Here is a 26,761-nt window from a genome sequence, read left to right on the forward strand (position 1 = left end):
GTTTCGCTGCGCCGGGTTATCTGATAAGCAAGGCAATAGGTCTGGATAACTACTTCTTACGCGCGTATTTCAGCGAGTCCAGCGCCACGGCGAAAATGATAATGCCGCCTTTGATAATGTACTGCCAGTACGGGTTTACCCCGATATAGGTCAGGCCGTAGTTGATGACGGTAAAGATAATGACGCCGGTCACCACGCCGAAGACCGTACCCACTCCGCCGCTAAACGATACGCCCCCGACCACGCACGCGGCAATCGCATCCAGTTCATACATAAAGCCGAGGTTGTTGGTGGCAGAACCAATACGCCCTGCTTCCAGTAAGCCGCCGAAGGCATAAAACACGCCGGAGAGCGCATAAATCATCAGCAGGTTCAGCGCCACGTTTACGCCAGAAACTTTTGCCGCTTCCGGGTTGCCGCCAATAGCAAAAATGTTTTTACCAAAACGGGTCTTATTCCACAGCACCCAGACAAACGCTACCGCAATCAGGGCGTAAAAGGTGATGTATGAGAGCCGGAAACTGCCCATCGCCACAAAGCCCTGCGCAAAGGTGGAAAAGCCGCTGTCAAAGCCGGAAATGGGCGAAGCGCCGACAAAGTCATAGTAAAGGGAGTTGATCCCATAAACGATAATCATCGTGCCAAGCGTGGTAATAAACGGCGTCACATTCAGGTAAGCAATGATGATGCCGTTCACCAGGCCAATCACCGCGCCAATCGCGCAGACAATCAGGATGACCAGCGCAATCGGCATGGTCGCCATTTCCGGAAACACTTTGTTGGCGTTTTCCATTGATTGCAGTAATGTTGCCGCCACGACCGCCGCCAGCCCTACCTGACGCCCCGCCGACAGGTCTGTCCCCTGGGTGACGATGAGTCCCGCCACGCCCAGCGCGATAATAATACGTACCGAAGATTGCGTCAGAATATTACTTAAATTCAGCAAACTTAAAAAAGTCGGGTCCTGGAAAATAATAATCGCCAGCAACACTAAAAGAACGACGTAAATTCCGCCCTCTTTCAGCCAGGTCAAAAAGCTTTTCTTGTTTAACGCACTCATAAGGAGCCCCTGATCTTAAAGGTGCAAAGAAGCAAGACGCAAAATTTCGTTTTGCGTTGTTGTTTTAGTATCGACAATGCCGGAAACGAGACCGTTACTCATCACCAGGATACGATCGGTAATCCCTAACAGCTCCGGCATTTCAGAAGAGATAATGATGATCCCCTTGCCTTTTTTCGCCAGTTCCGCAATAAGCTGATAAATTTCAAACTTTGCGCCGACATCAATGCCGCGGGTCGGTTCGTCCAGCATTAATATTTCCGGCTGCGTTAATAGCCAGCAACCAATGATCACCTTTTGCTGATTGCCGCCGGAAAGCGAACCAATTTGCGTGCGATGCCCCGGCGTTTTTACCCGCATGGAATCAATGACCCATTGGGTGTCGCTTTTCATCCGGGAATTATCCAGTAACCCCACTTTATTTTTATAATTACGGATATTTGAAATTAATGAGTTAAATCCGATATCCAGATAGGCATAAATTCCGGTGGAACGACGCTCTTCCGTCACCAGCGCAAAACCGTGGTTAATCGCTTCGTTCGCAGTGTGATTATTAATTTTCTTGCCATGTAAAGTGATTGTCCCGGACGACTTCTCACGAATACCAAACAGCGTTTCGACGATATCGGTACGCTTTGCCCCAACCAGACCGGCAATGCCCAGAATTTCGCCCTTGTGCAAATCAAAGGAGACATCGCGAATGGAAGGCTGGCGCAGCGAGGTCAGGTTACGTACCTCCAGAATCACGTCGCCCGGCTTATTTTCTTTATCCGGAAAGCGCTGGTTCAGGGAACGCCCGACCATCATCGCAATGATCTTATCCATATCCAGCCCTTCCAGCGGCTGGGTGGCAATCCACTGACCGTCGCGCAAAATAGTAATTTCATCGCACAATTGAAAAATTTCTTCCATTTTATGCGAGATATAAACAATACCGCAGCCGCGTTCTTTCAGCTTGCGAATAATGGTGAACAGATGATTAACCTCTTTCTCAGTTAACGATGAGGTCGGTTCATCCATAATAACGATCTTAGCGTTATAGGAAAACGCCTTCGCAATTTCGATCATCTGCATTTGCGAAACGGATAACGTTCCTACGCGCGCGCGTGGGTCAATATCGATATCCAGTTCATCAAATATCGCTTTGGTATCCTAGTACATTTTATCCTGGTCGACAAACATACCTTTGGTGGGATAACGTCCCAGCCACATGTTATCCATGACCGAACGTTGTAATACCAGGTTTAACTCCTGGTGTACCATCGAAATCCCATTCTCCAGCGCTTCTTTCGCCGAATGGAAGTCCACTTCTTTTCCCTGAAATACAATGCTGCCGGAATCTTTTTGGTAAATACCGAAAAGACATTTTAATAATGTTGATTTGCCTGCGCCGTTTTCGCCCATTAATGCATGAATAGAGTGCGGACGAACGTTTAAGTTGACATTATCAAGCGCTTTCACGCCGGGAAATGATTTGTTAATGCCACGCATTTCCAACAAATATTCACCCGACGGCGGAGAAATCGTGCTGCCCATAATGATACCCTGTCGGCCTTTTTAATTATGACTATCCGCGCCGGATGGCAAAAGAAATACGTTATCCGGTCTGCGGCGCGTCCCCCTTCCACGGTTTCAGGGCGCAACAAAATTGCGCCCACAGACGGAAAAGTTATTTTTGGGTAAATTCGCTCAGATTGTCTTTGTCCACGCCGACATAAGGCACGCGCACGATTTTGTTCTCAATCTTCCAGGTGGTGCCGTCAGCCGCGCCCTTGCCTTCGGCGAGGTTTTTCGCCAGATCGAATGTCGCTTTCGCCTGATTGTTGGCGTCATTCAGTACCGTACCGGCCATCGCGCCCGATTTCACCAGCGCCAGGGCTTCCGGTAACGCATCGACGCCAAAGACCGGAATCGACGATTTATTATGCGCATCGCCATCGCATCGTTATTCGCGATAACCACTTCAATCTTGTTAGCGTTCGGGCCAGACAGCCAGGCATCCATCTTATCTTTTGCCTGCGCGGTATCCCACATAGCGGTGTCTAACGCCAGTTGCTCGGTCTGAATACCTTTAGCATTTAACTCTTTCACCACATACGTCGTACGGGCTTCAGCATCCGGGTGCCCCGGCTCGCCTTTCAGCAGAACATACTGAATTTTACCGTCTTTATTCAGATCCCAACCCTGATTCGCCTGCCAGTGTTTGGCAATCAAGTCGCCCTGAATCACACCGGATTCTTTAGAGTCAGTCCCGACATAATACGCCTTGTCATAGCTGTCCAGCGCTTTGCGGGAAGGCTCTTTGTTAAAGAACACCACCGGCACATTTTGCCCGCGCGCTTTCTCAATCACCGTACCGGCGGCTGCCGGGTCGACCAGGTTAATCGCCAGAGCTTTAACCCCTTTCGCCAATAAAACGTCAATTTGATCATTCTGTTTGGATTGATCGTTTTGCGAGTCATTCATCAGTAGCTGAACATCCGGCGCGGATTTGCCATCTTTTTCAATAGCCTTACGCACCACGGACATAAAGTTATCGTCATATTTATAAATCGTCACGCCAATACGAGTATCAGCCGCGTGTGCGTGCGCGCCGAATAACAGACTTGCCATCACGGCAGAAAGGGTCAGTACCTTCTTATTCATGGTAGCTCCGGTTTTATTATGTAGGGTATAGCGTAAAAAAATGCCCGGCTGTTCAGCACGTTAACGCGTGTTACTGAACGCCGAAGCGTATTTAGAGCCTATCCCACCAGGCGTTATTGGCGCAGCCAGTTTGGACACGGACAGCGCGCAAAAACCGGAGCGTACACGTAGTACGTGAGGTTTGACTCGCTACGCTCGCCCTTCGGGCCGCCGCTAGCGGCGTTCAAAACGCTAACGCGTTTTGGCGAGCACTGCCCAGGTCCAAAATGGCAAGTAAAATAGCCCTAATGGGATAAGCTCTTATTCAACTCTTTATTTTTGTCCGGTAGTCGCGGGATATTGTGATAACGGTTTTTATAAGCGAAATACCCCAGTAAAACTGACAACTAACTGTTACACATTAGTTACAGTGCGACAAACGTTGTCATCATAGCTATCACAATGTTAATAAACTGTGAATTTACTCACAGATTGAAAACGGTTACATGCGGTGCGTAATCAGTTAGTGATCAGTACCGCATTCTGTCGCCACGCCACCGAATGGCGCCGCACCAGGGTCGGCATGAAGCAGTGCGTCGCCGTGATATCCAGCGTGCCTGCGGCCCCCTGTAACGCCAGTTCGGTCGCGATTTTCGCCATAGAAGCAATAGGATAGCGCACGGTAGTCAACTGAGGATCGGTATAACGAGCAATAGGGATATCATCGAAACCGATGACAGACAGATGCAAGGGAATGGCGATGCCGTTATCTTTTAACGCCGTCAGCGCGCCCGCCGCCATGTTATCGTTATAGGCAAATACCGCCGTCAGTTGCAGATTGCGTCCCAGCAACTCAACCATTGCCGACTCGCCGCCCTGCATGTCCGGCGTGCCGGTGCCTATCCAGCTCTCCGACGCAGCAATCCCCTGCTCTTGCAGCGCGTGTAACCACCCTTCTCTGCGCATCGCGTCATCTTCAATACGGTGGCTGGAGGCCAGGTAGCCGATGCGTTGATGTCCATTATTCAGCAACATTCGGGTCGCCATTCTGGCGCCGCTCACATTGTCGAGACAAACACAACGATGCGCATAACCCGGCACGATACGGTTAATCAGCACCATACCGGGGATCTGATCCATAAAGTCGCTCAGCTCGCGATCGGTTAAGGCTTTTGAGTGAACAATCAATGCGTTACAACGCTGACGGATCAAGACTTCAATCGCATGGCGCTCTTTTTCCGCCTCATGATAACTGTTGCCAATGAGAACATATTTCTGGTGCTGCTGCGCGACCAGATCTACGGCTTTCACCAGAGCGCCGAAAAAGGCATCGGAAACATCCATGACCACGACGCCGATGGTGTCGCTCACCTGAGTGGCCAGCGCTTGCGCATTCGCATTTGGCCGATATCCCAGCAGGGTGACGGCCTGCATAACGGCGTCACGGGTGTCGGGACTAACCAACGCGCTGTTATTCAGTACGCGGGAAACGGTCGCTACAGACACGCCAGCCTGGCGCGCTACATCACGAATGGTGATCATATTCACTGCCCTGTTTGAGTTCAAAAATGCTCACAAATGCCCCGTTAGCAGGCGGCTATTTTGTCAGCACCCTGCCCAGGGCTGCGTGAGAAACATCACAGGGATGGAAACGGTTACAGCCATTTTGTTAATGAATGTGATCCAGATCGTTATCTGAGCGATCCTGACGCGCGCAACGTGAGTTGACGCCATAACCACTCGACCGGTCCCTGTCGCCAGAAACGTAGCCAGATGACGGAAAAGAGAAGGTTTATTGCCCATACCGGAACGACAAAGAACAAGAGTTCCAGTCGATTGAATTTCATAAATAAGCCAAACTGATAAAACAGCGTGGTACAGATGATCGTCTGCAGCAGATAATTGGTCAGCGCCATTCGCCCTACGCAGGCAATGGCAAGCGTCAGTCTGCATCGGCTAAGCTGCGGCCAGAAGCCAAACATCAGCGCGGCATAGCCCAGCGTTTGCAACGGCGCGCTCAGTTCACGCGGCGCCTGCAATAAAAAGGCGCACCAGCGGTACGCCCAGTCCAGCCGCCATTGTAAAATGACCGCAGGCAGGTTGATCAGTAGCCCTAACGCCACCAGCAGAGCCCCGGTACGGCGATAGTGCCGCAGACTGTACTGACCTTTCAGCCAGCCGCTACGCATTAGCGCGGCGCCCAGCAGCATCATACCCGCCAGTTGCCAGCCATACTGCGCGCCGAGCGCCAGTAAACTATTCGACAGCATCTCTGCCCGGTTGCTGATAGCCTCCATGCCGCCGTTCAGCTTCCAGTATTTTTCATACAATATTGCCGACGCATCCGGCGTCCAGGCGCGGCTGGTTTCGCTACTCGATACCACGCCCAGTAGCAGTAGCACGCCAATCCCTACCAGATAAAGGAGTATGCCGGTATTGAACAGGCTTTTTACCGAAGGCGCATCGCGTATCAGTCGCCAGCAAATTAACCCGACCAGACCGTAGGCCAGCAGAATGTCGCCGTCCCAAAAGAATAACGCATGGATAAAACCTAACAGTACCAATAGCGTTAAGCGCGACTGAATCCACTGTTTACCACGCGGAAGCAGCATTTGTAGCCCCGCGCCAAACAACAACGCGAACAGCGTAAGAAACTTAGCCTGCGCCACAATATCGAGAATCGCCCAGGACCAGGCGTCTTCGGGAACGATCGCGCCGTACCAGGCGGGATTGAGATAAGCCGCCTTCGGCAATCCAAAGGCGCTAATGTTAAGAAGCAGGATACCGAGGATAGCGACGCCACGTACAAAATCCAGCGTGACATTACGTTCCATCGTCTCCGCCTTAATCATGGATGATGGCGAACGGCACGCAGAAACTCCTGGCGCGTATTCTGGCTGGACTTAAACAATCCGCCCAGCGACGTCGTCGTCGTGGCGCTGGTTGCGTCACGAATACCGCGCGCTTTCACGCAGTAATGCACCGCATCAATCGATACCGCTACATTATTGGTGCCGAGCAAGGTTTGCAGCGCCGTCAGAATTTGTTGGGTCAAACGTTCCTGAACCTGCGGACGCTGGGCGAAGAATTGCACGATGCGGTTAATTTTCGACAGGCCGATCACGGAATCTTTGGGGATATACGCGACGGTCGCTTTGCCATCAATGGTCACGAAGTGATGTTCACAGGTGCTGGTCAGCGTGATATCGCGGACGGTGACCATTTCATCCACCTTCATTTTATTTTCAATGAGGGTAATTTTCGGGAAATTGGCATAGTCGAGGCCGGCGAAAATCTCGTCAACGTACATCTTAGCGATACGATGCGGCGTTTCCATCAGACTGTCATCGCTCAAATCGAGATTCAGCAACTGCATAATCTCAGTCATATGCCCTGCGATAAGGCTTTTTCGCGTTTCATTATCCAGTTCATCCATAGGCGGGCGCAGCGGCGTTTCCAGCCCCCGGGCAACCAGCGCGTCATGAACCAGGGCCGCTTCTTTACTGAGTGATGGCATTAATCGTGTTCTCCTGCAGGTGTGGCGCCTCTGCCCTGCATGGGGCAAAGTTTGTCAATATTGTGACAGTGTGATTATTGTGCGTGAGGTAGCGCACATAATCCAGTATTCACGCCCATAATTGTTGAAATTGTCGCTGCCTTTCATGACATCTTTTCCGGTGCGGGAATGATGGCAGGACAAAGGGCATATTTGTTAACGCAACGTTATTTAAATGATGAAGCATGTTTATGTATTACGGAAGTGAAAGTTACTCACAACGCGGTGAATAATCTGTATTATGAAGAATCTGCATACCTTATCAGGTTCACTATAAAAGGAGCCCCCGCATGGAAATGCTCGAAGAGCACCGATGTTTTGGCGGTTGGCAGCAGCGCTGGCGTCATCATGCCGCCACGCTAAACTGCGCCATGACATTCAGCATTTTTCTTCCGCCGACTCAGGATAATGAACCGCCTCCGGTACTGTACTGGTTGTCCGGGTTGACCTGCAATGATGAGAACTTTACCACCAAAGCAGGCGCGCAGCGTATCGCAGCAGAACTGGGCATTGTATTGGTGATGCCGGATACCAGTCCACGCGGTGAACAGGTCGCCGACGATAGCGGATACGATTTAGGCCACGGCGCCGGGTTTTATCTCAATGCCACACAGCCGCCCTGGGCCAGCCATTATCGCATGTACGATTACCTGCGCGATGAGCTTCCGGCGCTTATCCAGACACAGTTTAACGTCAGCGACCGTTGCGCCATCAGCGGGCACTCGATGGGCGGCCACGGCGCATTAATCATGGCGCTGAAAAATCCGGGCAAATACACCAGCGTCTCTGCTTTTGCGCCTATCGTCAACCCCAGCCGCGTGCCGTGGGGAATCAAAGCGCTTACCGCTTATCTCGGCGAAGATGAATCAGCCTGGACTGAGTGGGATAGCTGCGAATTAATGCTGGCCAGCCAGCCGCAGGACGCCATTCCTGTGCTCATCGATCAGGGCGACAGCGATCAATTCCTCGCCGATCAACTTCAGCCCGCCGTACTGGCGGAAGCCGCGCGGCAAACCACCTGGCCGATGACGCTACGAATCCAGCCTGGCTACGATCATAGCTATTATTTTATTGCGTCCTTCATCGAGGACCATCTGCGCTTTCATGCCCGGTATTTACGGGACGAGCGTGAGACGTCACCAACATAATGAATTTTCCAGCGCCGCGCTGTAATTCACCTCCTCCGACTGCGGCGCGGAAGATTTATTATTTAAATCCGCGGCCTGCTGGCGTACCTGAAGGCGGCCGCTGCCCTCTCCACCTTCATAACTTTCGTGAAAATTACGCAGCTCGGATTCAAACAGCACCGCATCAAGATTATGCAACTTATCCAGCGCCCGCAGGAGAGAAATTAACGTATCAAGATTGAGCCCTCCCCCCTTCTCGATACGCTTGATGGTGGCAATACCAACGTGCGCGCGATCGGCAAGCTGCTGCTGGGTCATCGAAAGAGACAGGCGCGTCTCCTTTAAGCGGGCGCACAACGACAGGATAATCTCGTCGTTATTCATCGTATTGTATTTCACGCTGTTACCCTCTCTTGCGCGGCTGAATTTTCCCCAGCGAACCATGATACGTTTCACGGTATTTAGCGCTCATGTCTTTACCGGTCTCGTACATCGCAGCAATGATCTCATCGAGCGAAATACAGGGTTCGCTTACGCGACTCATCGCCATCGTCGCCGCGTTTATCGCTTTCACGGCAGAGATGGCGTTTCTCTCTATGCAGGGAATTTGTACCTGCCCGCCCAGCGGATCGCAGGTCAATCCCAGATGATGTTCCATGGCAATTTCAGCGGCGCTCAGCGTTTGCTCCACGGATGCGCCCATCAGTTCAGCCAGGCCCGCCGCCGTCATTGAGCACGCCACGCCGACTTCCCCCTGACAGCCAACTTCAGATCCCAGAATAGAGGCGTTTTGTTTAAACAATATCGCGATAGCGGCGGCGGTCAGGAAGAAACGGGTCAGAGCACCGGGCTCCAGCGGCGTGACAAATTTATCATACCAGCAGAGCGCTGCCGGAATGATGCCGCACGCGCCATTGGTTGGCGCGGTAACAATCTGTCCGCCGCTGGCATTTTCTTCGCTTACCGCAATCGCGAAGGCATTGACCCAGTTCAGCGCGGTTAAAAAATCGCTGGCGGAGCGGTTAGCCTGTAACGTCTTATGTAACGCACAGGCGCGCCGCGGTACCTGATAGGGACCGGGTAATACCCCCTCAGTATGCAGGCCGCGATAAACCGCCTGCTGCATCACGTCCCATATTTGCGCCAGATAATTCTGCAACGTCTGTGGCGAGTGGCGGCACAGCTCATTTTTCATCATCAGCGCCGCCACGGACAGGCCGTTACGCCGACACAGCGCCAGCAACTGCGCGGCATGACTAAATTCAAAGGGCGACACTGTACGCAAAGGAAGCGATGGCGTCAGCGGCTCGCCATGTTTACGAACCTGCCCGGCGCCGGTAGAAAACCAGGTCTCTTCATACACCGTAAAATAATCATCCCTGGCGCGAAACGTCATGGCATAAGGATGGCCTGGATGCGCCTGGTGATTAGCTATAATCTTGACTTTTATCGTGATTCCGCCCGCGTCAGAGAGCGGGAGTTCGATTTTGTTTTCATTTTCCGCACGCTTAATCACCGCCATATGCGAACGGAGATCGACATTCTCCGGCTGGCAACCCAGCAGCCCAAGATACAGGGCGGTATCCACATTGTGGCACTTGCGGCTTAACGATAACGCGCCATACAGCTCGATTTCAATTTCCCGAATTAGCGGTAACGTCTCTTGTTCTCTGAGCAATGAAATAAAGTGACAGGCGGCGCGCATCGGCCCTACGGTACGTGAGCTGGATGGACCTATTACTATTTTGAATATATCAAGGCAACTCTCCATCGTTATATCAATCCTTTCAGTGTCATTCGCGTTCAGTAATAAATAACATCCTCGCACAGTTGGCATATCAAAAGTGATACCTTTTGTGTCTGAACTTTACCTGGTATCAAAAACAACGCTTTTTTAGCCCTTTTCTGGCTGTGATATCTGTGATAGCACGAGATTCCACGCCGCAAAAGAGCCATTATAATACCCGTAAATTAAGGGAGTTATCATATGAGCATTATTTATTTTATTACTACACAGGATATCGATACGTTTCAGAAAAAATTACAGGAAACGTTATTGAATGCCGTCACCATGCCGTTTCCGCTATTATTTGATAAACGTTATGCCGCGCTTATCAATACCGCTTATTTAAAGCTTACGCTGCCAGCGGAATGTCTGACGCCTGAATTTTATCGCTATTTACGCGAACTCTCATTGCAATGGCAGTTTGATTTTTTTATTAAGCCGCAGCCACTGCCTGCTAACGGTATTATCGCGTTTGATATGGACTCGACATTTATTGCGGAAGAAGGCGTGGATGAAATTGCCCGCGAGCTTGGCATGTCGACGCAAATCACCGCCATTACCCAACAGGCGATGGAGGGCAAGCTTGATTTTAACGCCAGTTTTACCCGACGTATCGGAATGTTGAAAGGCACACCGAAAGCAGTGCTGAACGCCGTATGCGATCGCATGACCCTTTCGCCAGGCCTGTTAACTATTCTGCCAGTCATCAAGGCCAAAGGATTTAAAACCGCGATTATCTCCGGGGGACTGGATATATTCACCCAGCGTCTAAAAGAACGGTATCAACTGGATTATGCCTTTTCGAATACGGTTGAAATACGCGATAACGTTCTGACGGATAACATTACTTTGCCGATTATGAATGCCGCAAACAAAAAACAGACGCTGGTTGACCTGGCTGCCCGGTTAAATATTACCACGGAGAATATTATTGCCTGCGGTGATGGCGCCAACGATCTGCCGATGTTAGAACATGCTGGCACCGGTATTGCCTGGAAAGCGAAGCCGGTTGTACGGGAAAAAATCCACCATCAGATTAATTATCACGGTTTCGAATTGCTTCTTTTTCTTATTGAAGATGAATTATAACGCGACTCACCTCGCCGGAAGGGAATTTTAAAATGAGTATAAAAACATTTATTTTCAGCCAGCCCGATAAGCCGATTGTAAAAGAGAAAAAAGAGATAGACCAGACCTATAAAAAATTTCGTTTTGAGATTATCGCCTCGGTCTTTATCTCTTATGCCGTCTTTTATCTTACCCGTAAAAACTTCTCCGCCGCGATGCCGGCCATGCTGACGGAAACGTCGCTGACCGCAGAAGACTTCGCCATTATGTCTTCCATTTTTTACATTCTTTATGGCGCGATGAAGTTTGTCGGCGGGATGCTGGTCGATAAAATTAACCCGAAAGCTATGACCGGCCCGGTGCTGATTGGCGTGGGGATTGTAAATATTCTGTTCGGCTTTTCCGATAGTGTGGCGGCATTCTACGTACTGTACAGCCTCAACGCGATCTTACAGGGCACCAGCTTTCCGCCGATGGCGAAAATTATGGCCTCGTGGTTTTCGAAAAACGAACGGGGACGCTGGTGGGCTATCGTTGAAGCGGCGCACAATATCGGCGGCAGCCTCGCGCCGCTGCTGACCAGCTTTGCTATCGCCTTTAGCGGTAGCTGGAAAATGGGGTTTTATGTTCCCGGCGCCATTTCGCTGCTGATGGGGATAGTGGCGCTATTTACCATTAAAGATCGTCCCGGTACGTTAGGTTTGCCCAACGTAGGGCAGTGGCGTAACGACCCGACGGAACTGGCCCAGGTCAAGGCCAGCCCGGTCAACCTGAGCTTCTGGCAGATTTTTGTGAAATATATCCTGACCAATCCACTGGTATGGATCATTATTATCGGTGATATGTCGGTTTATATTGCGCGCACCATCCTTAACGACTGGCCGCAGATTTACTATTCGCAGGTTCACGGCTGGAGCCTGATAAAAGCGAACTCGATTATTTCCTGGTTTGAGGCGGGCGGACTGGCGGGTGGGTTGCTGGCAGGCTACTTGTCTGACTTTATGTTCAAAAGTAACCGCTGGATGACCGGATTAATCTTCGCGTTGGCGCTGTGCATATGCATCGTGCTGGTGCCGCTGGTTCAGGATACCTCTTACACCCTCACCGCGATTCTGTTCACCATCATGGGCTTCGCCTTATACGGACCGCATATGCTTTTTGCCGTCGGCTGTCTGGATGTGACCCATAAGGATGCGGCGGGATCGATTACCGGCTTTCGGGGATTGTTCAGCTATGTCGGCGCGGCAATGGCCGGTGTGCCGGTAATTATGGTGAAAAATAGCTGGGCGTGGTCGGGCGTTTATATCTATGCGGTGATCGCCATTCTGCTAACGACTCTGTCGCTGGCGCTGCTCTCCAGGCTGCATCGGTTATAACATTCTGGCGACAGCGGCAAAACGCGGCTGTCGCCAGTCTCTGTCAGAAACGGTAATCCACCGCCATAAAGTAACGACGTCCGTCTTCGGTATAACCGTAGTCGTCGCGTTTGAGATCTTTATCGCCCACGTTCAGAACGCCCGCACGCAGTTTAACGTTTTTCGTCGCCTGCCATGCCGCGCCGGTATCCCAGACCACATACCCGCCCGGCGTTTTCGCTGTTGCGCTGTCGGCCCGCTTACGCCCGTTATAATTCCCTGATACGTAGAATGACCAGTCTTCGAGCTGCGCCGGTTTCCAGTCCAGCGTACCGTTCGCGGTGTGGAACGGCAGATCGGAAAGCGGCTTGTTCCCGCCATTACTGACGTCGCGTCCGTCGTTATAGGTGTAATTCAACGACAGTTTCCACGCCTCGTTAAACGGAACTTTCAACTCGGTTTCCACGCCCTGAATACGCGCTTTATTCACGTTGTAATAACGGAAGACCGGAACGCGCTGTCCCCGACTGTTGGTTTCGAAACCGACAAAGTTGGAATAGCCGGGCGCGGCGTTAACGTCAGGGGTACGGCTAATGCTGATGCGATTGTCCACATCGTTACGGAACGTGGTAACGCTCGCTTCCACGCCCTCCAGTATGCCTTCTTCGCCCCGGTAATAAAGGCCGAGCTCCCAGCTTTCACTGGTTTCAGGTTTCAGATCCGGGCTACCGATAATGCGGCATCCGCCACGGCAGGAGTTGGTCGCCCAGTCCGGACTTAATTGCAATAGCGACGGCGCTTTAAAGGCCGTGGCCCACCCACCTTTCACCGTCAGGGTATCCGTTGCGTTATAGACCAGATAAGCACGCGGGCTCCAGTGATCGCCATAGGTTTCATGGTCATCCATACGAATACCGGTGGTCAGCGCCAGCGGTTCGAAGATGCGCCACTCATCTTCAAGGAACAGAGCATACTGGCTGGCGGAGGTTTTAGTACTGGAACCGCCGGTCAGGTTCACCGCATCGCTCAGTTTATCGTGACGCCATTCGCCGCCGAAGGTGAGGAACTGGTTGACAGACGCTAACGGCAGAACGTATTTCCCGTCAATCGAATTGCTTTCTGACGTGATAGGGCTACTGTTGCCGGGGTTTTTGTTTTCCACTTTTTCGCCGTAGAATTTGAGCTCGCTATTGCCGAGATCCCAACGTCCGTTATGGCTCAACGCGTAGTTTTGCCGTTCCAGACGATTTTTATCCAGCGAGTCGGAGTCCCGGTCCTGGCGATCAAAACCGTAGCCTGCGGTAACGTCATGATTTTCGTTTGGTGTCCAGGCAAACTCGACGTTTCCATCCCGGCTGGTAAATCCTTCAATGCGCGGCGTTTCACCCGTAGCGGTGGTGGCGGAACTCTGCTGCTCGTCTTTTTCGCGTTTCGCCAGGCTACCGTAGGCTTTCATTCCCAGCACGCCGTCGATCAGCGGACCGCTGGTAAAGAACTGACCGTTATAGGTATCGCCACGGTCGCGATGTTCCTGAATAGTGGAGTCAACCGTGACGCTGCCGTGCCATTTCTGACCAATTTTTTTGGTGATAATGTTGACCACGCCGCCCAGCGCATCGGAGCCATACAGCGAGGACATGGGGCCACGCACCACTTCAATGCGTTCGATAGCGTCAACCGGTATCCAGTTCAGATCAAAATCATTATGGCGGAAGACCGCGTTACGGGAGTTAACGCGCTTACCGTCGATCAGGATCAGCGTATAACTGCTGTCCAGACCACGAATACTCACGCCTTTACGGTTATCCCCTTCGTTAGTGAGCTGTACGCCCGGCACCTCTTTCAGGACATCTTTCAGGTTTTGCACGGGCCTGCGCTGTAAATCTTGCTGGGTAATGACGCTGATACTTGCTGGCGCATCTTTCAGATTTTGTTCGATGGCGGACGCGGTAACGACCATAGTTTCACCATCATCCGTTGCCGCGGCAACCGGCCAGGCCAACGTAACTGCGGACATACAAAGCCCTACCCGAACGAAAGGGTTAAACCTAAACATTCCATTTCTCCATGAGGTAAATACGACAAAAAAATCGGTTATCGCTCACAACGCATTACGTTTCGCCTGCGATAACGGTTATCACGGCGAACTCTTTTTATGCAGGCGAGTCGGGCTCATGAGTGACGGTCGCGCCCGAATCTTCATCCTTTCTGATTTCGATCGTAACGATAAAGCAAACGATAATAATTATCAATTTAATTGTTAATAATTATGTCATTTGAACCAATCATGAAGAAAAAAACAAAAAACCCTCTCGAATGAGAGGGTTAGAAGAGTCAGATTCAGGCAGTCAGTGCCGGATAGCGGCATAAAAGCCTATCCGGCCTACGACGAGAATACCGCGTTACTTTTTAACGCGTTCCGGGAAGTGCATTTCGCTATAGCGCACGAAATGCGTACCTTTTATCAGCTTGTAGCCGAACCAGATAAGCAGGAACAGCGGAATACCGATATAGGTCGCCGCGACGCCGCCCCAGTCGATGGTATCTTTCAGGAACGCTTCATAGTTCTGCCCCAACGTAATAATCAGGCACAGTACAAAGGCGAAAATCGGCCCCAGCGGGAAGAACCCGGAACGGTACGGCAAATCATTCACATCATACCCTTGTAACACGTAACCGCGACGGAAGCGATAATGGCTAATGGCAATCCCCAGCCAGGCGATGAAGCCCGTCATACCGGAGGTGTTCAACAGCCACAGATAGACCGTCTGGTTGCCAAACATTGAGGTCAAAAAGCAAAGACCGGCAATCACGGTGGTGGCATAAAGCGCATTGCGCGGTACGCCGCCGCGGGACAATTTCGCAAAAATACGCGGGGCCTTACCGTCACAGGCCAGGGTGTAGAGCATACGGGTCGAGGCATACATCCCGGAGTTACCCGCAGACAGTACCGCCGTCAGGATAACCGCATTCATTATCGCCGCCGCAGACAACAAGCCCGCATGCTGGAACACTAAGGTAAACGGACTGACGCTAATGTCTTTGACGTCGTTACGCAGCAGGTTTGGATCGGTATAAGGAATGATCAGGCTGATAATCAAAATCGCGAAAACATAAAACAGCAGAATACGCCAGAACACCTGACGCACCGCGCGTGGAATATTCTTCTCCGGGTTTTCAGATTCCCCGGCGGCAATACCAATCAGCTCAGTTCCCTGGAAAGAGAAGCCCACGATCATCGCGACGCCAATCATTGCCGCAAAACCGCCAGCGAAAGGCGCATCGCCCGTCGTCCAGTTGCTCCAGCCGACCGGCTCGACACCTTTAAAAATGCCGATAATCATCGCTACGCCAACGATGATGAAGATAATAACGGTCGCGACTTTAATTAACGAGAACCAGTACTCCGCCTCGCCAAAACCGCGTACAGAAATGTAGTTCAGCAAGAAAATGACGCAGAGGAATAGCGCGCTCCAGATCCAGCCCGGCGTGTCCGGGAACCACCAGCCCATCACCAATTGCGCGGCAACCAGGTCAACAGCGATAGTCACCGCCCAGTTGTACCAGTAGTTCCAGCCCAGCGCGAAACCAAAGCCTTCTTCCACATAGTTCTGACCATATGTCGCAAACGAGCCAGATACTGGCATATAGGCCGCCAGCTCGCCAAGACTGGTCATCAGGAAGTAGACCATCAAACCAATCAGAATATAAGAAAACAGCGCGCCGCCTGGCCCCGCCTGAGAAATTGTCGCACCAGATGCAACGAAAAGACCTGTCCCGATGGAGCCGCCAATGGCAATCATCGTCAGGTGACGCGCCTTTAATTCGCGACGTAGCGCGGGCGCTTCTGTGGTTTTAGTTTTGGAACCCATGTGAAAATGCTATCCATCCAAAAAATGAGGCGCGATTGTAACAGACGAAATACTATCCTTCCGACACAAATGCGCGGTTATAAGAGACCTTCATGACCGGCCACGGATTATAAGTAAAGCAGAGAATAACGTATACGTAAGCGGATACTAAAAATGGCGATGCCGCCCGGGCAGCCCTCCTCTTCACCTTTATTCACAGTAACTCAAAAAACGCTGCAACGCGTTAGAAAGATGTTTCTGCCGATGATGAACACGCCACAACGTGCGCACCAGGCGCGGTAACGGCACCGCGACTTCGCCCAGGGTTCCCGCCTGGAGTTGTTCAGCAATCACCCGGCGCGATAAACAGCTTATCCCCAGTCCATGACGCACCGCATGTTTGATCGCTTCTGAATTCCCCAACTCCATCGCCATATGAAAGCGCGGCAAATGCGACAACAGCAAATAATCGACAATTTCCCGCGTACCGGAACCGCGCTCGCGTAAAATCCATGGGGATGCCGCAAGCTGTTCCAGCGTCACCGGCCCCTGCGTCAGCGGCGAGGACGGCGCGGCAAAGACCACCAGCTCATCTTCCAGCCACGGCTCAGAGATAATCTCTGTACTGTGACACGGCCCTTCAATCAGGCCGATATCAACCCGAAAATCCAACACCGCGTTAATCACGTCCTGGCTGTTTCCCACGCTGAGTTCCAGCGGCAAGGCCGGATAATGCTGGCGATAGCGGGCAATCATGGCGGGTAAAATGTAATTGCCGATGGTGCTACTGGCATAAACCCGTATCGCGCCGTTATCTTCACGAAATAGCTGCTCAATTTCTACCGCTTGCTCCAGCAATGCCAGCGCGCGCGGGTATAACAAGCGCCCATGTTCGTTGACCACCAGCCGTTTCCCCACCCGATCAAACAACTGTACGCCGAGCTGACCTTCCAGATCGGTGAGCGCGGCGCTAACGGCGGACTGCGATAATGACAGCATGACCGACGCCTGGGTTGTTGAACCGCTTTTCAGTACTTCAGCAAACACTTCAAGTTGTCGTAGCGTAATATGCATAGTCGTATCCCACCGATAGCGTTTCACTTACCACTTATAAAGATTAATTATAAATATATAATCAATTTTATTTTTAAACCAGATCACCGTAACCTTATTGTCCATATACAGGAGAAGGTTATGACAGAACTCACCTTGCAGAATCATCGTCGTACAATGTGGCATTTTATACCGGGGCTCGCTCTGAGCGCCGTCATTACAGGAGTCGCCCTGTGGGGCGGCGCTATCCCTGCCGTTGCAGGCGCGGGGTTCAGCGCCCTGACCCTGGCTATCCTGCTGGGTATGGTTATCGGGAATACCGTCTATCCACAAATATGGAAACAATGCGACGGCGGCGTGCTGTTTGCAAAACAACATCTGCTGCGTTTAGGGATTATCCTTTACGGCTTCCGCCTTACCTTTTCACAAATCGCCGACGTGGGTATTAGCGGTATTGTGATTGACGTATTAACGCTTTCCAGCACGTTCATGCTGGCCTGCTTCTTAGGCCAAAAAGTCTTTGGTCTGGACAGGCATACCAGCTGGCTGATTGGCGCCGGTAGCAGTATCTGCGGCGCGGCGGCGGTACTGGCGACAGAACCGGTGGTAAAAGCGGAAGCCAGTAAGGTTACTGTAGCCGTCGCGACTGTCGTTATTTTCGGCACCATCGCTATTTTCCTTTACCCGGCAATGTATCCGCTGCTGGCGCACTGGTTCAGCCCGGAAACTTACGGCATCTATATCGGCTCAACCATGCATGAAGTCGCGCAAGTGGTCGCAGCGGGTCATGCCGTTAGCCCGGATGCGGAAAATGCGGCAGTTATCGCTAAGATGCTGCGTGTCATGATGCTGGCGCCGTTCCTGATCATTCTGGCGGCACGCGTTAAACAGCTTTCACCGGCGACCGGCGCGGAAAAAAGCAAAATTACCATTCCGTGGTTTGCTATTTTCTTCATCGTAGTGGCGATCTTCAACTCTTTCCACCTGCTGCCGAAAGCCGTGGTGGATATGCTGGTGACGCTGGACACAGTGCTGCTGGCGATGGCGATGGCGGCGTTGGGTCTGACCACTCACGTTAGCGCATTGAAAAAAGCGGGGGCGAAACCGCTGCTGATGGCGCTGGCACTATTCGCCTGGCTGATTATTGGCGGTGGCGCCATTAACGTCCTAATCCATAGCCTTATCGCATAAATTATTACGTTTCACGCCTGTTAACCCGTTATCATAGCGTTCGTAATGAACCGTTAGCGGGTTTAACAGGAGTCTTTTATGAAATACATCGGAGCGCACGTCAGCGCTGCTGGCGGTCTGGCTAACGCCCCTGCCCGCGCGGCTGAAATTGGCGCAACGGCCTTTGCGCTTTTCACAAAAAACCAGCGTCAGTGGCGTGCCGCCCCCCTTACTCCCCAGGTCATTGATGACTTTAAAATCGCCTGTGAAAAGTATCATTTCTCGGCGGCGCAAATTCTTCCCCACGATAGTTACCTGATTAATCTGGGCCATCCGGTCAGTGAAGCGCTGGAAAAATCACGCGATGCCTTTCTCGATGAAATGCAGCGCTGTGAACAACTCGGCTTAACCTTGCTTAATTTTCATCCCGGTAGCCATCTGATGCAGATTGCACAGGAGGATTGCCTGGCGCGGATCGCGGAATCCATCAATATTGCCCTCGCGCAGACCGAGGGCGTTACGGCGGTTATCGAAAATACAGCCGGTCAGGGCAGTAATCTGGGGTTTGAGTTTGAACAGTTAGCCGCCATCATCGACGGCGTGGAAGATAAGTCGCGCGTTGGCGTCTGTATCGATACCTGCCATGCCTTTGCCGCCGGATACGATCTGCGTACGCCAGAGGCGTGCGAAAAAACATTCTCCGAATTCGGGAAAATTGTCGGATTTCAGTATTTGCGCGGAATGCACCTGAACGACGCCAAAAGCGCCTTCGGTAGCCGCGTTGACCGCCATCACAGTCTGGGTGAAGGCAATATCGGCCACGATGCGTTTCGTTGGATTATGCAGGATGGGCGTTTTGACGGTATTCCGCTGATACTGGAGACCATCAATCCTGATATCTGGGCGGAAGAGATTGCGTGGTTAAAAGCCCAGCAAATTGCCGAAGCGATGGCCTGACGCTCAATGTTCTTCAGGCAATAAAAAAGGCAGAGCGCGCTCTGCCTTTTTTAGCGTGTTTCTCTTATGCCGCTTTTGCCGCGACTTCCGTCTCCGGACGTTTCAGGACGGCATAAGCCAGTCCTGCCACCAGCGTACCGGCCACAATTGCCAGCAGGTATCCCAATACCGGCGTAATTGCGCCTGGGATAAGCAGAACAAACAGACCGCCATGCGGCGCCATCAATTTTGCGCCTACCGCCATAGAAATAGCCCCGGTCAACGCGCCGCCAACGATACAGCACGGCAGTACACGCATCGGGTCGCGCGCCGCAAACGGAATAGCGCCTTCAGTGATAAAGCACAGCCCCAGTACCAACGCCGCTTTACCGCCTTCCTGCTGCGCTTTGTCGAACTTACGACGCGCCACCATCGTTGCCAGACCCAGCGCTAACGGCGGTACCATACCTGCGGCCATGATCGCCGCCATCGGCGCGTAAGTTTGCGTACTCAGCAGACCAACGCCAAACGCATACGCCGCTTTGTTCACCGGGCCACCCATGTCGGTACACATCATCCCGCCGAGAATCGCGCCCAGCAGCACCGCGTTTGCGGTCCCCATGGTTTGCAGCCAGTGGGTGAGCCCTTCCAGAATCCCGGCAACCGGTTTACCGATCAGGTAAATCATCGCCAGCCCCACCACCAGACTGGAAATTAACGGGATGATCAGGATTGGCTTCAGCGCTTCCATACTTTGCGGAAGTTTCAGTTTGGTACTGATAAGCTTCGCCATATACCCGGCAAGGAAGCCGGCAATGATCCCGCCGATAAAACCAGAACCGGTGCTAACCGCCAGCATACCGCCAATCAGACCTGGCGTAAGGCCTGGGCGATCCGCGATGGAGAAAGCGATATAACCCGCCAGTACCGGCACCATCAGCGCAAACGCCGAACCGCCGCCAATCTGCATCAGCGCCGCCGCCAGCGTGTCCGGCACCTTAAAGGCTTCAATACCAAAGGCGAAGGAAAGCGCAATACACAGTCCCCCGGCAACCACCATAGGCAGCATGTAAGAAACGCCCGTCAACAGATGCCGGTATGCGCCAGCGCTCTCTTTCTTCCCTTCGGTCGCCGCTTGCGATGCCTTACCCGCCGGTTGATACGGCGTCGCTTCCGCTACGGCTTTATCCAGCTCCTGCGCCGTCTTTTTCAGCGCCAGGCCGGTCGACGTGCGGTACATCGGGAGACCGGCAAACTTCGCCAGATCCACTTCGATATCCGCCGCCACAATCACTAAATCCGCTTCCGCCACCTCTTCCGGGGTGATGGCATTGCCGGCCCCCACGGAGCCGCGCGTTTCGACTTTTACCCACCAGCCGCGTTTTTTCGCTTCTGTTTCAATGGCTTCAGCCGCCATAAAAGTATGGGCGACGCCGGTCGGGCAGGCCGTTACCGCGACCACGCGTTTCGGACCGCCGCTCGCCGCAGGAGCAGCCGCAGCAGGGGCGCTGTAAAGGGTCGCATGGCTTTTGGCTTCACTCAGAAACAGTTCCGGATGCGCGACGGCGCGACCAATATCCCCCAGCCAAACCTTTTTGCCGTTCAGAGCATTGTCGTTCGGCAGAGATTCGCCCAGCACGATCGCCAGCTCAGCATCATTCGGATTGTCGATAATTTCCAGATTTGCTTTATGCGCCGCCGCTCCAAGCAGGGTTTTCGCCATGTAAGCGCGAGCCTGGCCGAGATTAGCGTCAATTATCAGCAGCGTTTTCATTATGCCTCTCCTGCTGTCAGTTAAACGGTTGTAAGTCGACACGCGCCATCATTGCGGCCAACTGAGGACGATCGGTAATACCCACATTGCTCTGGCTGACCGCCAGCGCGGCAACCGCCGTCGCCAGACGCAGCGTATGTTCGCTGGACTCGCGCATCAGCAGGCCGTAAATCAATCCGCCAACCATGGAATCGCCTGCGCCGACGGTACTTACCACGTCAACTGCCGGTGGTTTAGCGATCCATTCTCCTGAGGCGTTAACCCACAGCGCGCCTTCCGCCCCCAGCGAAATCACCACATGAGCGATACCCTGTTCGCGTAACGCGTGCGCCGCATCAATTACATCTTTCATTTCCGGGAGCTTACGACCCGCCCAAATTTCCAGTTCGCGGCGATTCGGTTTCACCAGCCACGGCGCAGCTTTAAGACCGGCGACTAACGCTTCACGGCTACTATCAAAGATAATGCATGGACACTGGCTGCGCAGACGCGTCATCCAGTCGGTGAACGCTTCCGGACTCACGCCAGCCGGTAAGCTACCGCTGACGCAGACCATATCGAACTGGCCCAGCCAGCTCAGGGAGTCGTTAACAAAGCGTTCCCAGTCTGCGGGGGTCACGTCAAAGCCGGAAAAGTTGAAGTCGGTCACTTCGCCATCTTTTTCCGTCAGCTTCACGTTGATGCGGGTCCGGCCCTGAACCACCTGAAAGCGGTTAGCGATGCCCAGTTCGCTGAACAATTGCTGAAAACCGTCCTGGTTATCTTTACCGAGAAAACCGCCGACGGTGACGTCGATGCCTAAGTCTTTTAGCACCTTGGCAACGTTAATGCCTTTGCCCGCCGCGTGCAGACCCGTGGTTTTCACCAGGTTCACTTCGCCGCGTTCGATTTCAGGGCAAAACCCAACCAGATCGTAAGCCGGATTAAGGGTAATGGTGGCGACACGCCTGCTCATTATGCGCCCTCCCCGAGACCGGCGGCGATCGCATCGCCAATCGCTTTCAGCGCCTGTTCAGCATCTTCACCCTGCGCGGTAAAGCGCAGACGATGGCCTTTCTTCACGCCTAACGCCACCACTTTCATCAGACTACGTCCGTTTGCCGGTTTGCCGGTTCCATCAAGGTTTGTCACGGTAATTTCACTGTTAAATTGTTTAATCGTATTCACCAGCATGGTGCCCGGACGGGCATGGAGACCATGCTCATTACGCACTACAAATTCCGCGCTCAGTACGTCATCCGTCAGCGCATCATCACTGGTCAGCAACGCCAGCAGCGTCGCGGCGTCGGCGCTCAGCAGACGATCGGCTTTATTGTTCAGCAACAGGTCGCCGAGGCGTTTTAACACGGCAATCGGCTGCTCGTCGTTCATCGCGACAGTGACTAATAAGGCTGCTTTTTCACCCTCTACGTCAAACGCCTGGGTCGCACGGCTTACCGCAACAGCGCTGCGCAAATTGCCTTCCGCGCTGTCGTTCAGCCAGATGCCTTGTCCCAGATTCATCGGACTATCGTTAATCGTTTTTGCGACAAACGCCGCATCAACCGCTCCCGCCTCTTTCAGACGCGCCGCATTTAGCGCCTGCAATGTGACCAGCGAGCTGGCGATGACATCCAGCGTCATCGTCTCGTTATCAAGTTTTAATTGTTCACTTTGCTTCTCGCCCATCAGCAATGCGCGCAGCTCTTCCGCCGTTATCGCGGATTTCAGCTGTTCAGCCACGGAGTCATCGCTCAGCACATGCGTCAGCTGACGCAGCAGGCCGAGGTGTTCGTCCGAACTGGCGGCAATACCAATCGCCACGTAGGCGACCTGGCCTTCTCCCCAGGTAACGCCCTGCGGAAATTGAAAGACCTGAACGCCGGTTTTCAGCACCTGATCGCGCGTGTCTGTTGTGCCATGGGGAATCGCAATACCATTGCCAAGAAAGGTCGAGGTTTGCTGTTCGCGCGCCAGCATACCGTCAACATAGCCGCCCGCCACATTCCCCGCCTGCGCTAACGCGGCGGCGATTTGCCGAATGGCCTCTTCTTTATTTCCGGCCTGCTCGCCCGGATGAATGTCCTGAACCGATAACTGGAACATGTGTCTCCTCTCCCGCTGAATTGAAACGATTCAGCCACTATGAGAAAAAAAGCGCCAATCTGAGTTATCAAAAAAACCAGATCGCGCTGAAACGTCTCAAGAAGTCTGGATCTTTCTGCTTCAGCACGCAAGAAAAGTTACCGGTTTTGTAGCAATTTTTTGAGGTGAAGCACATTTTTTCTCCAACAGACCCTCAATAGCTGACGCATAAAAGGCTTCAGCTTTTTTCTTTCAGCTTGCGTCAGCACGCCCTGGTAACAAACTGGAATGCTATTTTGATTTTTCGTGTCGATTTTGATTCAGACGCCTGTTTATTTTCTGACGGGCAGCGTAAACTCCGCCTCTCTTCACACCACTGATATAGAAACATGCACAACAGTCCCGCCGCCGCTGCGCCTAAATCGTTTGACCTGACGTCTACCGCCTTTTTGATCGTCGCTTTTCTCACCGGTATTGCCGGTGCGCTACAGACGCCGACGCTCAGTATTTTTCTGACGGATGAGGTTCACGCCCGCCCCGGCATGGTGGGATTCTTTTTTACCGGCAGCGCGGTTATCGGCATTATCGTGAGCCAGTTTCTGGCCGGTCGCTCAGATAAAAAAGGCGATCGCAAAAAACTGATCGTTTTCTGTTGCGTGCTGGGCATGTTGGCCTGCGTGCTGTTTGCCTGGAACCGCAACTACTTTATTTTGCTGTTTATCGGCGTCTTTCTCAGTAGCTTCGGCTCTACCGCCAACCCGCAGATGTTTGCGCTCGCCCGTGAACATGCCGATCGTACAGGTCGTGAAGCGGTGATGTTCAGCTCAATCCTCCGCGCCCAGGTCTCATTGGCCTGGGTCATTGGGCCGCCGCTGGCCTATGCGCTGGCGATGGGTTTTAGCTTTACGGTGATGTATTTGAGCGCGGCGGTAGCTTTTATCGTCTGCGGCGTCATGGTGTGGTTCTTTTTACCGTCAATGCGCAAAGATGCGCCGCTGGCAACCGGCACGCTGGAAGCACCGCGTCGTAATCGCCGCGATACGCTGTTGCTGTTTGTCATCTGTACGTTAATGTGGGGAACTAACAGCCTGTATATCATTAATATGCCGCTGTTTATCATCAATGAGCTGCATCTTCCGGAAAAACTTGCAGGCGTGATGATGGGCACCGCCGCCGGGCTGGAGATTCCCACAATGCTGATTGCAGGTTACTTCGCCAAACGGTTGGGAAAACGCCTGTTAATGTGCATCGCCGTTGTCGCCGGACTGTGCTTTTATGCGGGGATGTTGCTGGCGCACGCGCCGGCAACGTTACTCGGCTTGCAGTTGCTGAACGCGATTTACATCGGCATTCTTGGCGGGATTGGCATGCTCTATTTTCAGGATCTCATGCCAGGCCAGGCGGGTTCAGCCACCACGCTGTATACCAATACCATTCGCGTCGGCTGGATCATTGCCGGTTCGCTGGCGGGAATCGCCGCAGAAATCTGGAATTATCATGCGGTCTTCTGGTTTGCGTTAGTCATGATTGTCGCCACCATGTTCTGCCTGGCGCGTATTAAAGATGTTTAACTTGCAAGCCTGATACTTTTACTCTTCGACACATTCAGCGCAGAGTTTATCTCTGCGCAATGTTCATGCGCGGTCATTCATTGTCTTTTTCTCAAAACGATATTCTGTAAGCGCCCTCCTACATAAAAGACCGGTTATTGAGAAAATTACGCCCATCAGTCCGCAAAGAACCAACACCAGCCGCATCTTATATTTTGGTGTGACAGCAACATCTATCACTTCAATGTTAGCATTATTTTTAACCGCCTCCGACAACAAGGATAGCTTTGCATATGTTTCCGTTTGTAACATATTTTTATGCACGCTATAACGTTTAATGTCACCATCATCGATATACCATGCCGCCATTTTATCGACACTATTTTTCAGGGTGGAAATAATATTATTGACGCTTTCTTCCCTCCCCTGCGCCTTAAAAAGAACAAGCTGATTTTTCGCGTCAAAACTTATTTTATTTTTATATTCCGCAGGCAAGAAACGGCTAAACTGGTTAAGGATAACCGTTGTTTTACATTGAATATCATTAGTATAGCCACATAACGCATAGGTAGCAGGCGTATCCAGATTAGGTTTGATTGTAATACTCACAACCTTTGTATCATGCTGCACGCTCACAAAAACATAGCCAATGGCGACAAAAATAAAGGTAACGATCACGATACTTAGCCATTTTCTTATAAGGAATAAGGAAACGTCGACTAAATCAATTTCACTATTTTCTCCCCGCATTTCACATCCCTTTTAAAACGCTAATAGTCAACCCGAATACTGAAATAACAAAAAGCAACACCAGCGTAAAAATAAACGCCCTGGCTGCGAACGTATATTTCTTCATAAGATAAAACCCACACATAAGAATTCGAGTATTTTAAAGGAAAATAACAACACATTCACACTGGTTATATCGATCGATAAATACATCAATGATAGATATAAACTATCAAATTCATGATATCGATCGTTATAAATAATTAAAATCGATCAAAATTCCTCTTTTTAATAGATAAAAACTATCATATAAATAAAATTGATCGTTTTTGTTTTATGTGACGGTTTGTTCGGTACACGTTCAGGCACCAACGGGGTTGAGCGGCGGCATCTACCGCTTCAGAAGCCACGAAATAAGGGAAGCATGTATTACGCTATTTAATGGTAAAAGGAGGTAATTTGATGCGCAGCTTTTGCAGACTATTTCGGGATATAACGTAAGCCCCTGCACATTTATCAAAAGCGGCTTAGATCATGGTAAGGTTTTCTGTTCGAGTTCCAGCAAATAAATAATGGCCTCTTCCCGGGTCGTTAAACACATGTCCCCTGTCGGTTGCAAACCAGAGCACGCTTTTGGGCGTAAAGGCGAGCCAAAGATAAGGCACAAGTTATCTTCCGAAAGCTGCACGCATCTGGTATTCATCGGCTTGCCATTCGGCATTCCGGGTATCGGCGACGAAATTGAAGGCGCAATACAGCAAGCACCACAACCGCTACGACAGTCCATGCTCAGCCCCTCTATTTATAACCAAATGAAAGATAACAGAATTTGTCCAAAGAAAAATCCAGATTTAAAATGTGGACGTCATCATGATCAGACCTGCCCTCAGACATTCCGAAGACAAGGCTGGAAACAGAAGGGACAACACAGCACACTTCCCCCCTCCGGGCGACATGCCATCGCCTATTCTCGTTGAACGCGGAGCGGAAAGCGGGCGAACAGTATCACCTTTTTTGCACCAGCAAAAGTGACAATTCCACTTGCCTGGACGGCCCG

21 protein-coding genes and 2 pseudogenes are annotated in these 26,761 nt (G+C 51.9%); 6 read left to right on the plus strand and 17 right to left on the minus strand.

The annotated features are described in order from the left end of the window. Window positions 1-49: 49 nt before the first annotated feature. From mglC to folE, 6 genes and pseudogenes are all read right to left on the minus strand, one after another. Entirely contained in the window at window positions 50-1,060 is a 1,011-nt protein-coding gene (gene mglC / locus N7E69_RS00355) for a galactose/methyl galactoside ABC transporter permease MglC (protein ID WP_001275101.1), read from the minus strand. A gap of 15 nt (window positions 1,061-1,075) precedes the next feature. Further along, window positions 1,076-2,596 (minus strand): annotated as a pseudogene (gene mglA / locus N7E69_RS00360) (galactose/methyl galactoside ABC transporter ATP-binding protein MglA). Between the two features lie 133 nt (window positions 2,597-2,729). Further along, window positions 2,730-3,706 (minus strand): annotated as a pseudogene (gene mglB, locus N7E69_RS00365) (galactose/glucose ABC transporter substrate-binding protein MglB). A gap of 498 nt (window positions 3,707-4,204) precedes the next feature. Then, a complete protein-coding gene (gene galS, locus N7E69_RS00370; protein WP_000628631.1) occupies window positions 4,205-5,227 on the minus strand; it encodes an HTH-type transcriptional regulator GalS in 1,023 nt (340 codons plus the stop codon). A gap of 149 nt (window positions 5,228-5,376) precedes the next feature. After that, the gene (gene yeiB, locus N7E69_RS00375) at window positions 5,377-6,519 is read right to left on the minus strand and encodes a DUF418 domain-containing protein YeiB (protein WP_001619000.1); all 1,143 of its coding nucleotides are present in this window, start codon (window positions 6,517-6,519) and stop codon (window positions 5,377-5,379) included. Between the two features lie 14 nt (window positions 6,520-6,533). Further along, window positions 6,534-7,202 (minus strand): GTP cyclohydrolase I FolE, encoded by a 669-nt coding sequence (folE, locus tag N7E69_RS00380; RefSeq protein WP_001139611.1) that lies wholly within the window; start codon window positions 7,200-7,202, stop codon window positions 6,534-6,536. A gap of 329 nt (window positions 7,203-7,531) precedes the next feature. On the opposite strand from folE, the gene fghA reads away from it, so the two are divergent. Beyond that, entirely contained in the window at window positions 7,532-8,389 is an 858-nt protein-coding gene (gene fghA, locus N7E69_RS00385; protein ID WP_000425491.1) for an S-formylglutathione hydrolase, read from the plus strand. On the opposite strand, the gene N7E69_RS00390 is transcribed toward fghA, so the two are convergent. Then, window positions 8,378-8,767 carry a helix-turn-helix domain-containing protein gene (locus N7E69_RS00390; RefSeq protein WP_000876817.1) on the minus strand — a complete coding sequence of 130 codons (390 nt, stop codon included), beginning with the start codon at window positions 8,765-8,767 and terminating at the stop codon, window positions 8,378-8,380. The two genes, fghA and N7E69_RS00390, sit on opposite strands and share 12 nt — an antisense overlap. 4 nt (window positions 8,768-8,771) lie before the next feature. Next, entirely contained in the window at window positions 8,772-10,139 is a 1,368-nt protein-coding gene (locus N7E69_RS00395) for an L-serine ammonia-lyase (RefSeq protein ID WP_001675764.1), read from the minus strand. A 216-nt stretch (window positions 10,140-10,355) separates the two neighbouring features. On the opposite strand from N7E69_RS00395, the gene serB reads away from it, so the two are divergent. Further along, window positions 10,356-11,243: a phosphoserine phosphatase SerB gene (gene serB, locus N7E69_RS00400; RefSeq protein ID WP_000022921.1), complete on the plus strand. Its 888-nt coding sequence runs from the start codon at window positions 10,356-10,358 to the stop codon at window positions 11,241-11,243. 32 nt (window positions 11,244-11,275) lie between these two features. Beyond that, a complete protein-coding gene (locus tag N7E69_RS00405) occupies window positions 11,276-12,598 on the plus strand; it encodes an MFS transporter (RefSeq protein WP_000023807.1) in 1,323 nt (440 codons plus the stop codon). A gap of 43 nt (window positions 12,599-12,641) precedes the next feature. On the opposite strand, the gene cirA is transcribed toward N7E69_RS00405, so the two are convergent. From cirA to yieE, 3 genes are all read right to left on the minus strand, one after another. Then, window positions 12,642-14,633 carry a catecholate siderophore receptor CirA gene (gene cirA / locus N7E69_RS00410; protein ID WP_000488250.1) on the minus strand — a complete coding sequence of 664 codons (1,992 nt, stop codon included), beginning with the start codon at window positions 14,631-14,633 and terminating at the stop codon, window positions 12,642-12,644. A gap of 346 nt (window positions 14,634-14,979) precedes the next feature. Continuing rightward, window positions 14,980-16,449 carry a lysine-specific permease gene (gene lysP / locus N7E69_RS00415; protein ID WP_000535000.1) on the minus strand — a complete coding sequence of 490 codons (1,470 nt, stop codon included), beginning with the start codon at window positions 16,447-16,449 and terminating at the stop codon, window positions 14,980-14,982. 189 nt (window positions 16,450-16,638) lie between these two features. After that, the gene (yieE, locus tag N7E69_RS00420) at window positions 16,639-17,502 is read right to left on the minus strand and encodes a DNA-binding transcriptional regulator YeiE (protein ID WP_000548316.1); all 864 of its coding nucleotides are present in this window, start codon (window positions 17,500-17,502) and stop codon (window positions 16,639-16,641) included. 120 nt (window positions 17,503-17,622) lie between these two features. On the opposite strand from yieE, the gene N7E69_RS00425 reads away from it, so the two are divergent. Continuing rightward, window positions 17,623-18,672 (plus strand): YeiH family protein, encoded by a 1,050-nt coding sequence (locus N7E69_RS00425; protein WP_000137966.1) that lies wholly within the window; start codon window positions 17,623-17,625, stop codon window positions 18,670-18,672. A gap of 78 nt (window positions 18,673-18,750) precedes the next feature. Then, entirely contained in the window at window positions 18,751-19,608 is an 858-nt protein-coding gene (gene nfo, locus N7E69_RS00430; protein WP_000873915.1) for a deoxyribonuclease IV, read from the plus strand. Window positions 19,609-19,672: 64 nt separating this feature from the next. Here the strand turns inward: nfo and fruA are convergent, their stop codons facing one another. Genes fruA through fruB form a run of 3 tightly spaced genes read right to left on the minus strand, consistent with a single transcriptional unit; the run spans window position 19,673 to window position 23,446 of the window. Further along, entirely contained in the window at window positions 19,673-21,361 is a 1,689-nt protein-coding gene (gene fruA, locus N7E69_RS00435) for a PTS fructose transporter subunit IIBC (RefSeq protein ID WP_000854395.1), read from the minus strand. Between the two features lie 16 nt (window positions 21,362-21,377). Further along, window positions 21,378-22,316: a 1-phosphofructokinase gene (fruK, locus tag N7E69_RS00440; protein ID WP_000091249.1), complete on the minus strand. Its 939-nt coding sequence runs from the start codon at window positions 22,314-22,316 to the stop codon at window positions 21,378-21,380. After that, window positions 22,316-23,446, minus strand: coding sequence for a fused PTS fructose transporter subunit IIA/HPr protein (fruB, locus tag N7E69_RS00445; protein ID WP_000487282.1), 1,131 nt, complete (start codon window positions 23,444-23,446; stop codon window positions 22,316-22,318). The genes fruK and fruB overlap by 1 nt, the downstream gene beginning before the upstream one ends. Before the next feature lie 368 nt (window positions 23,447-23,814). Between fruB and setB the strand changes: the two genes are divergently transcribed. Beyond that, window positions 23,815-24,996, plus strand: a complete 1,182-nt coding sequence (gene setB, locus N7E69_RS00450) for a sugar efflux transporter SetB (protein WP_000551934.1) — start codon at window positions 23,815-23,817, stop codon at window positions 24,994-24,996. Window positions 24,997-25,059: 63 nt separating this feature from the next. Here setB and N7E69_RS00455 read toward each other — a convergent pair whose 3' ends face one another. From N7E69_RS00455 to N7E69_RS00465, 3 genes are all read right to left on the minus strand, one after another. Continuing rightward, window positions 25,060-25,725: a GNVR domain-containing protein gene (locus N7E69_RS00455; protein WP_001213897.1), complete on the minus strand. Its 666-nt coding sequence runs from the start codon at window positions 25,723-25,725 to the stop codon at window positions 25,060-25,062. A gap of 1 nt (window position 25,726) precedes the next feature. Then, window positions 25,727-25,849, minus strand: coding sequence for a membrane protein (locus N7E69_RS00460; RefSeq protein ID WP_001519564.1), 123 nt, complete (start codon window positions 25,847-25,849; stop codon window positions 25,727-25,729). A gap of 387 nt (window positions 25,850-26,236) precedes the next feature. Beyond that, window positions 26,237-26,491 (minus strand): YkgJ family cysteine cluster protein, encoded by a 255-nt coding sequence (locus tag N7E69_RS00465; protein ID WP_001675765.1) that lies wholly within the window; start codon window positions 26,489-26,491, stop codon window positions 26,237-26,239. Window positions 26,492-26,761 lie beyond the last annotated feature (270 nt).

Origin of the sequence: Salmonella sp. 3C, from assembly GCF_025426275.1 — a bacterium.
Lineage (GTDB): Bacteria > Pseudomonadota > Gammaproteobacteria > Enterobacterales > Enterobacteriaceae > Salmonella > Salmonella enterica.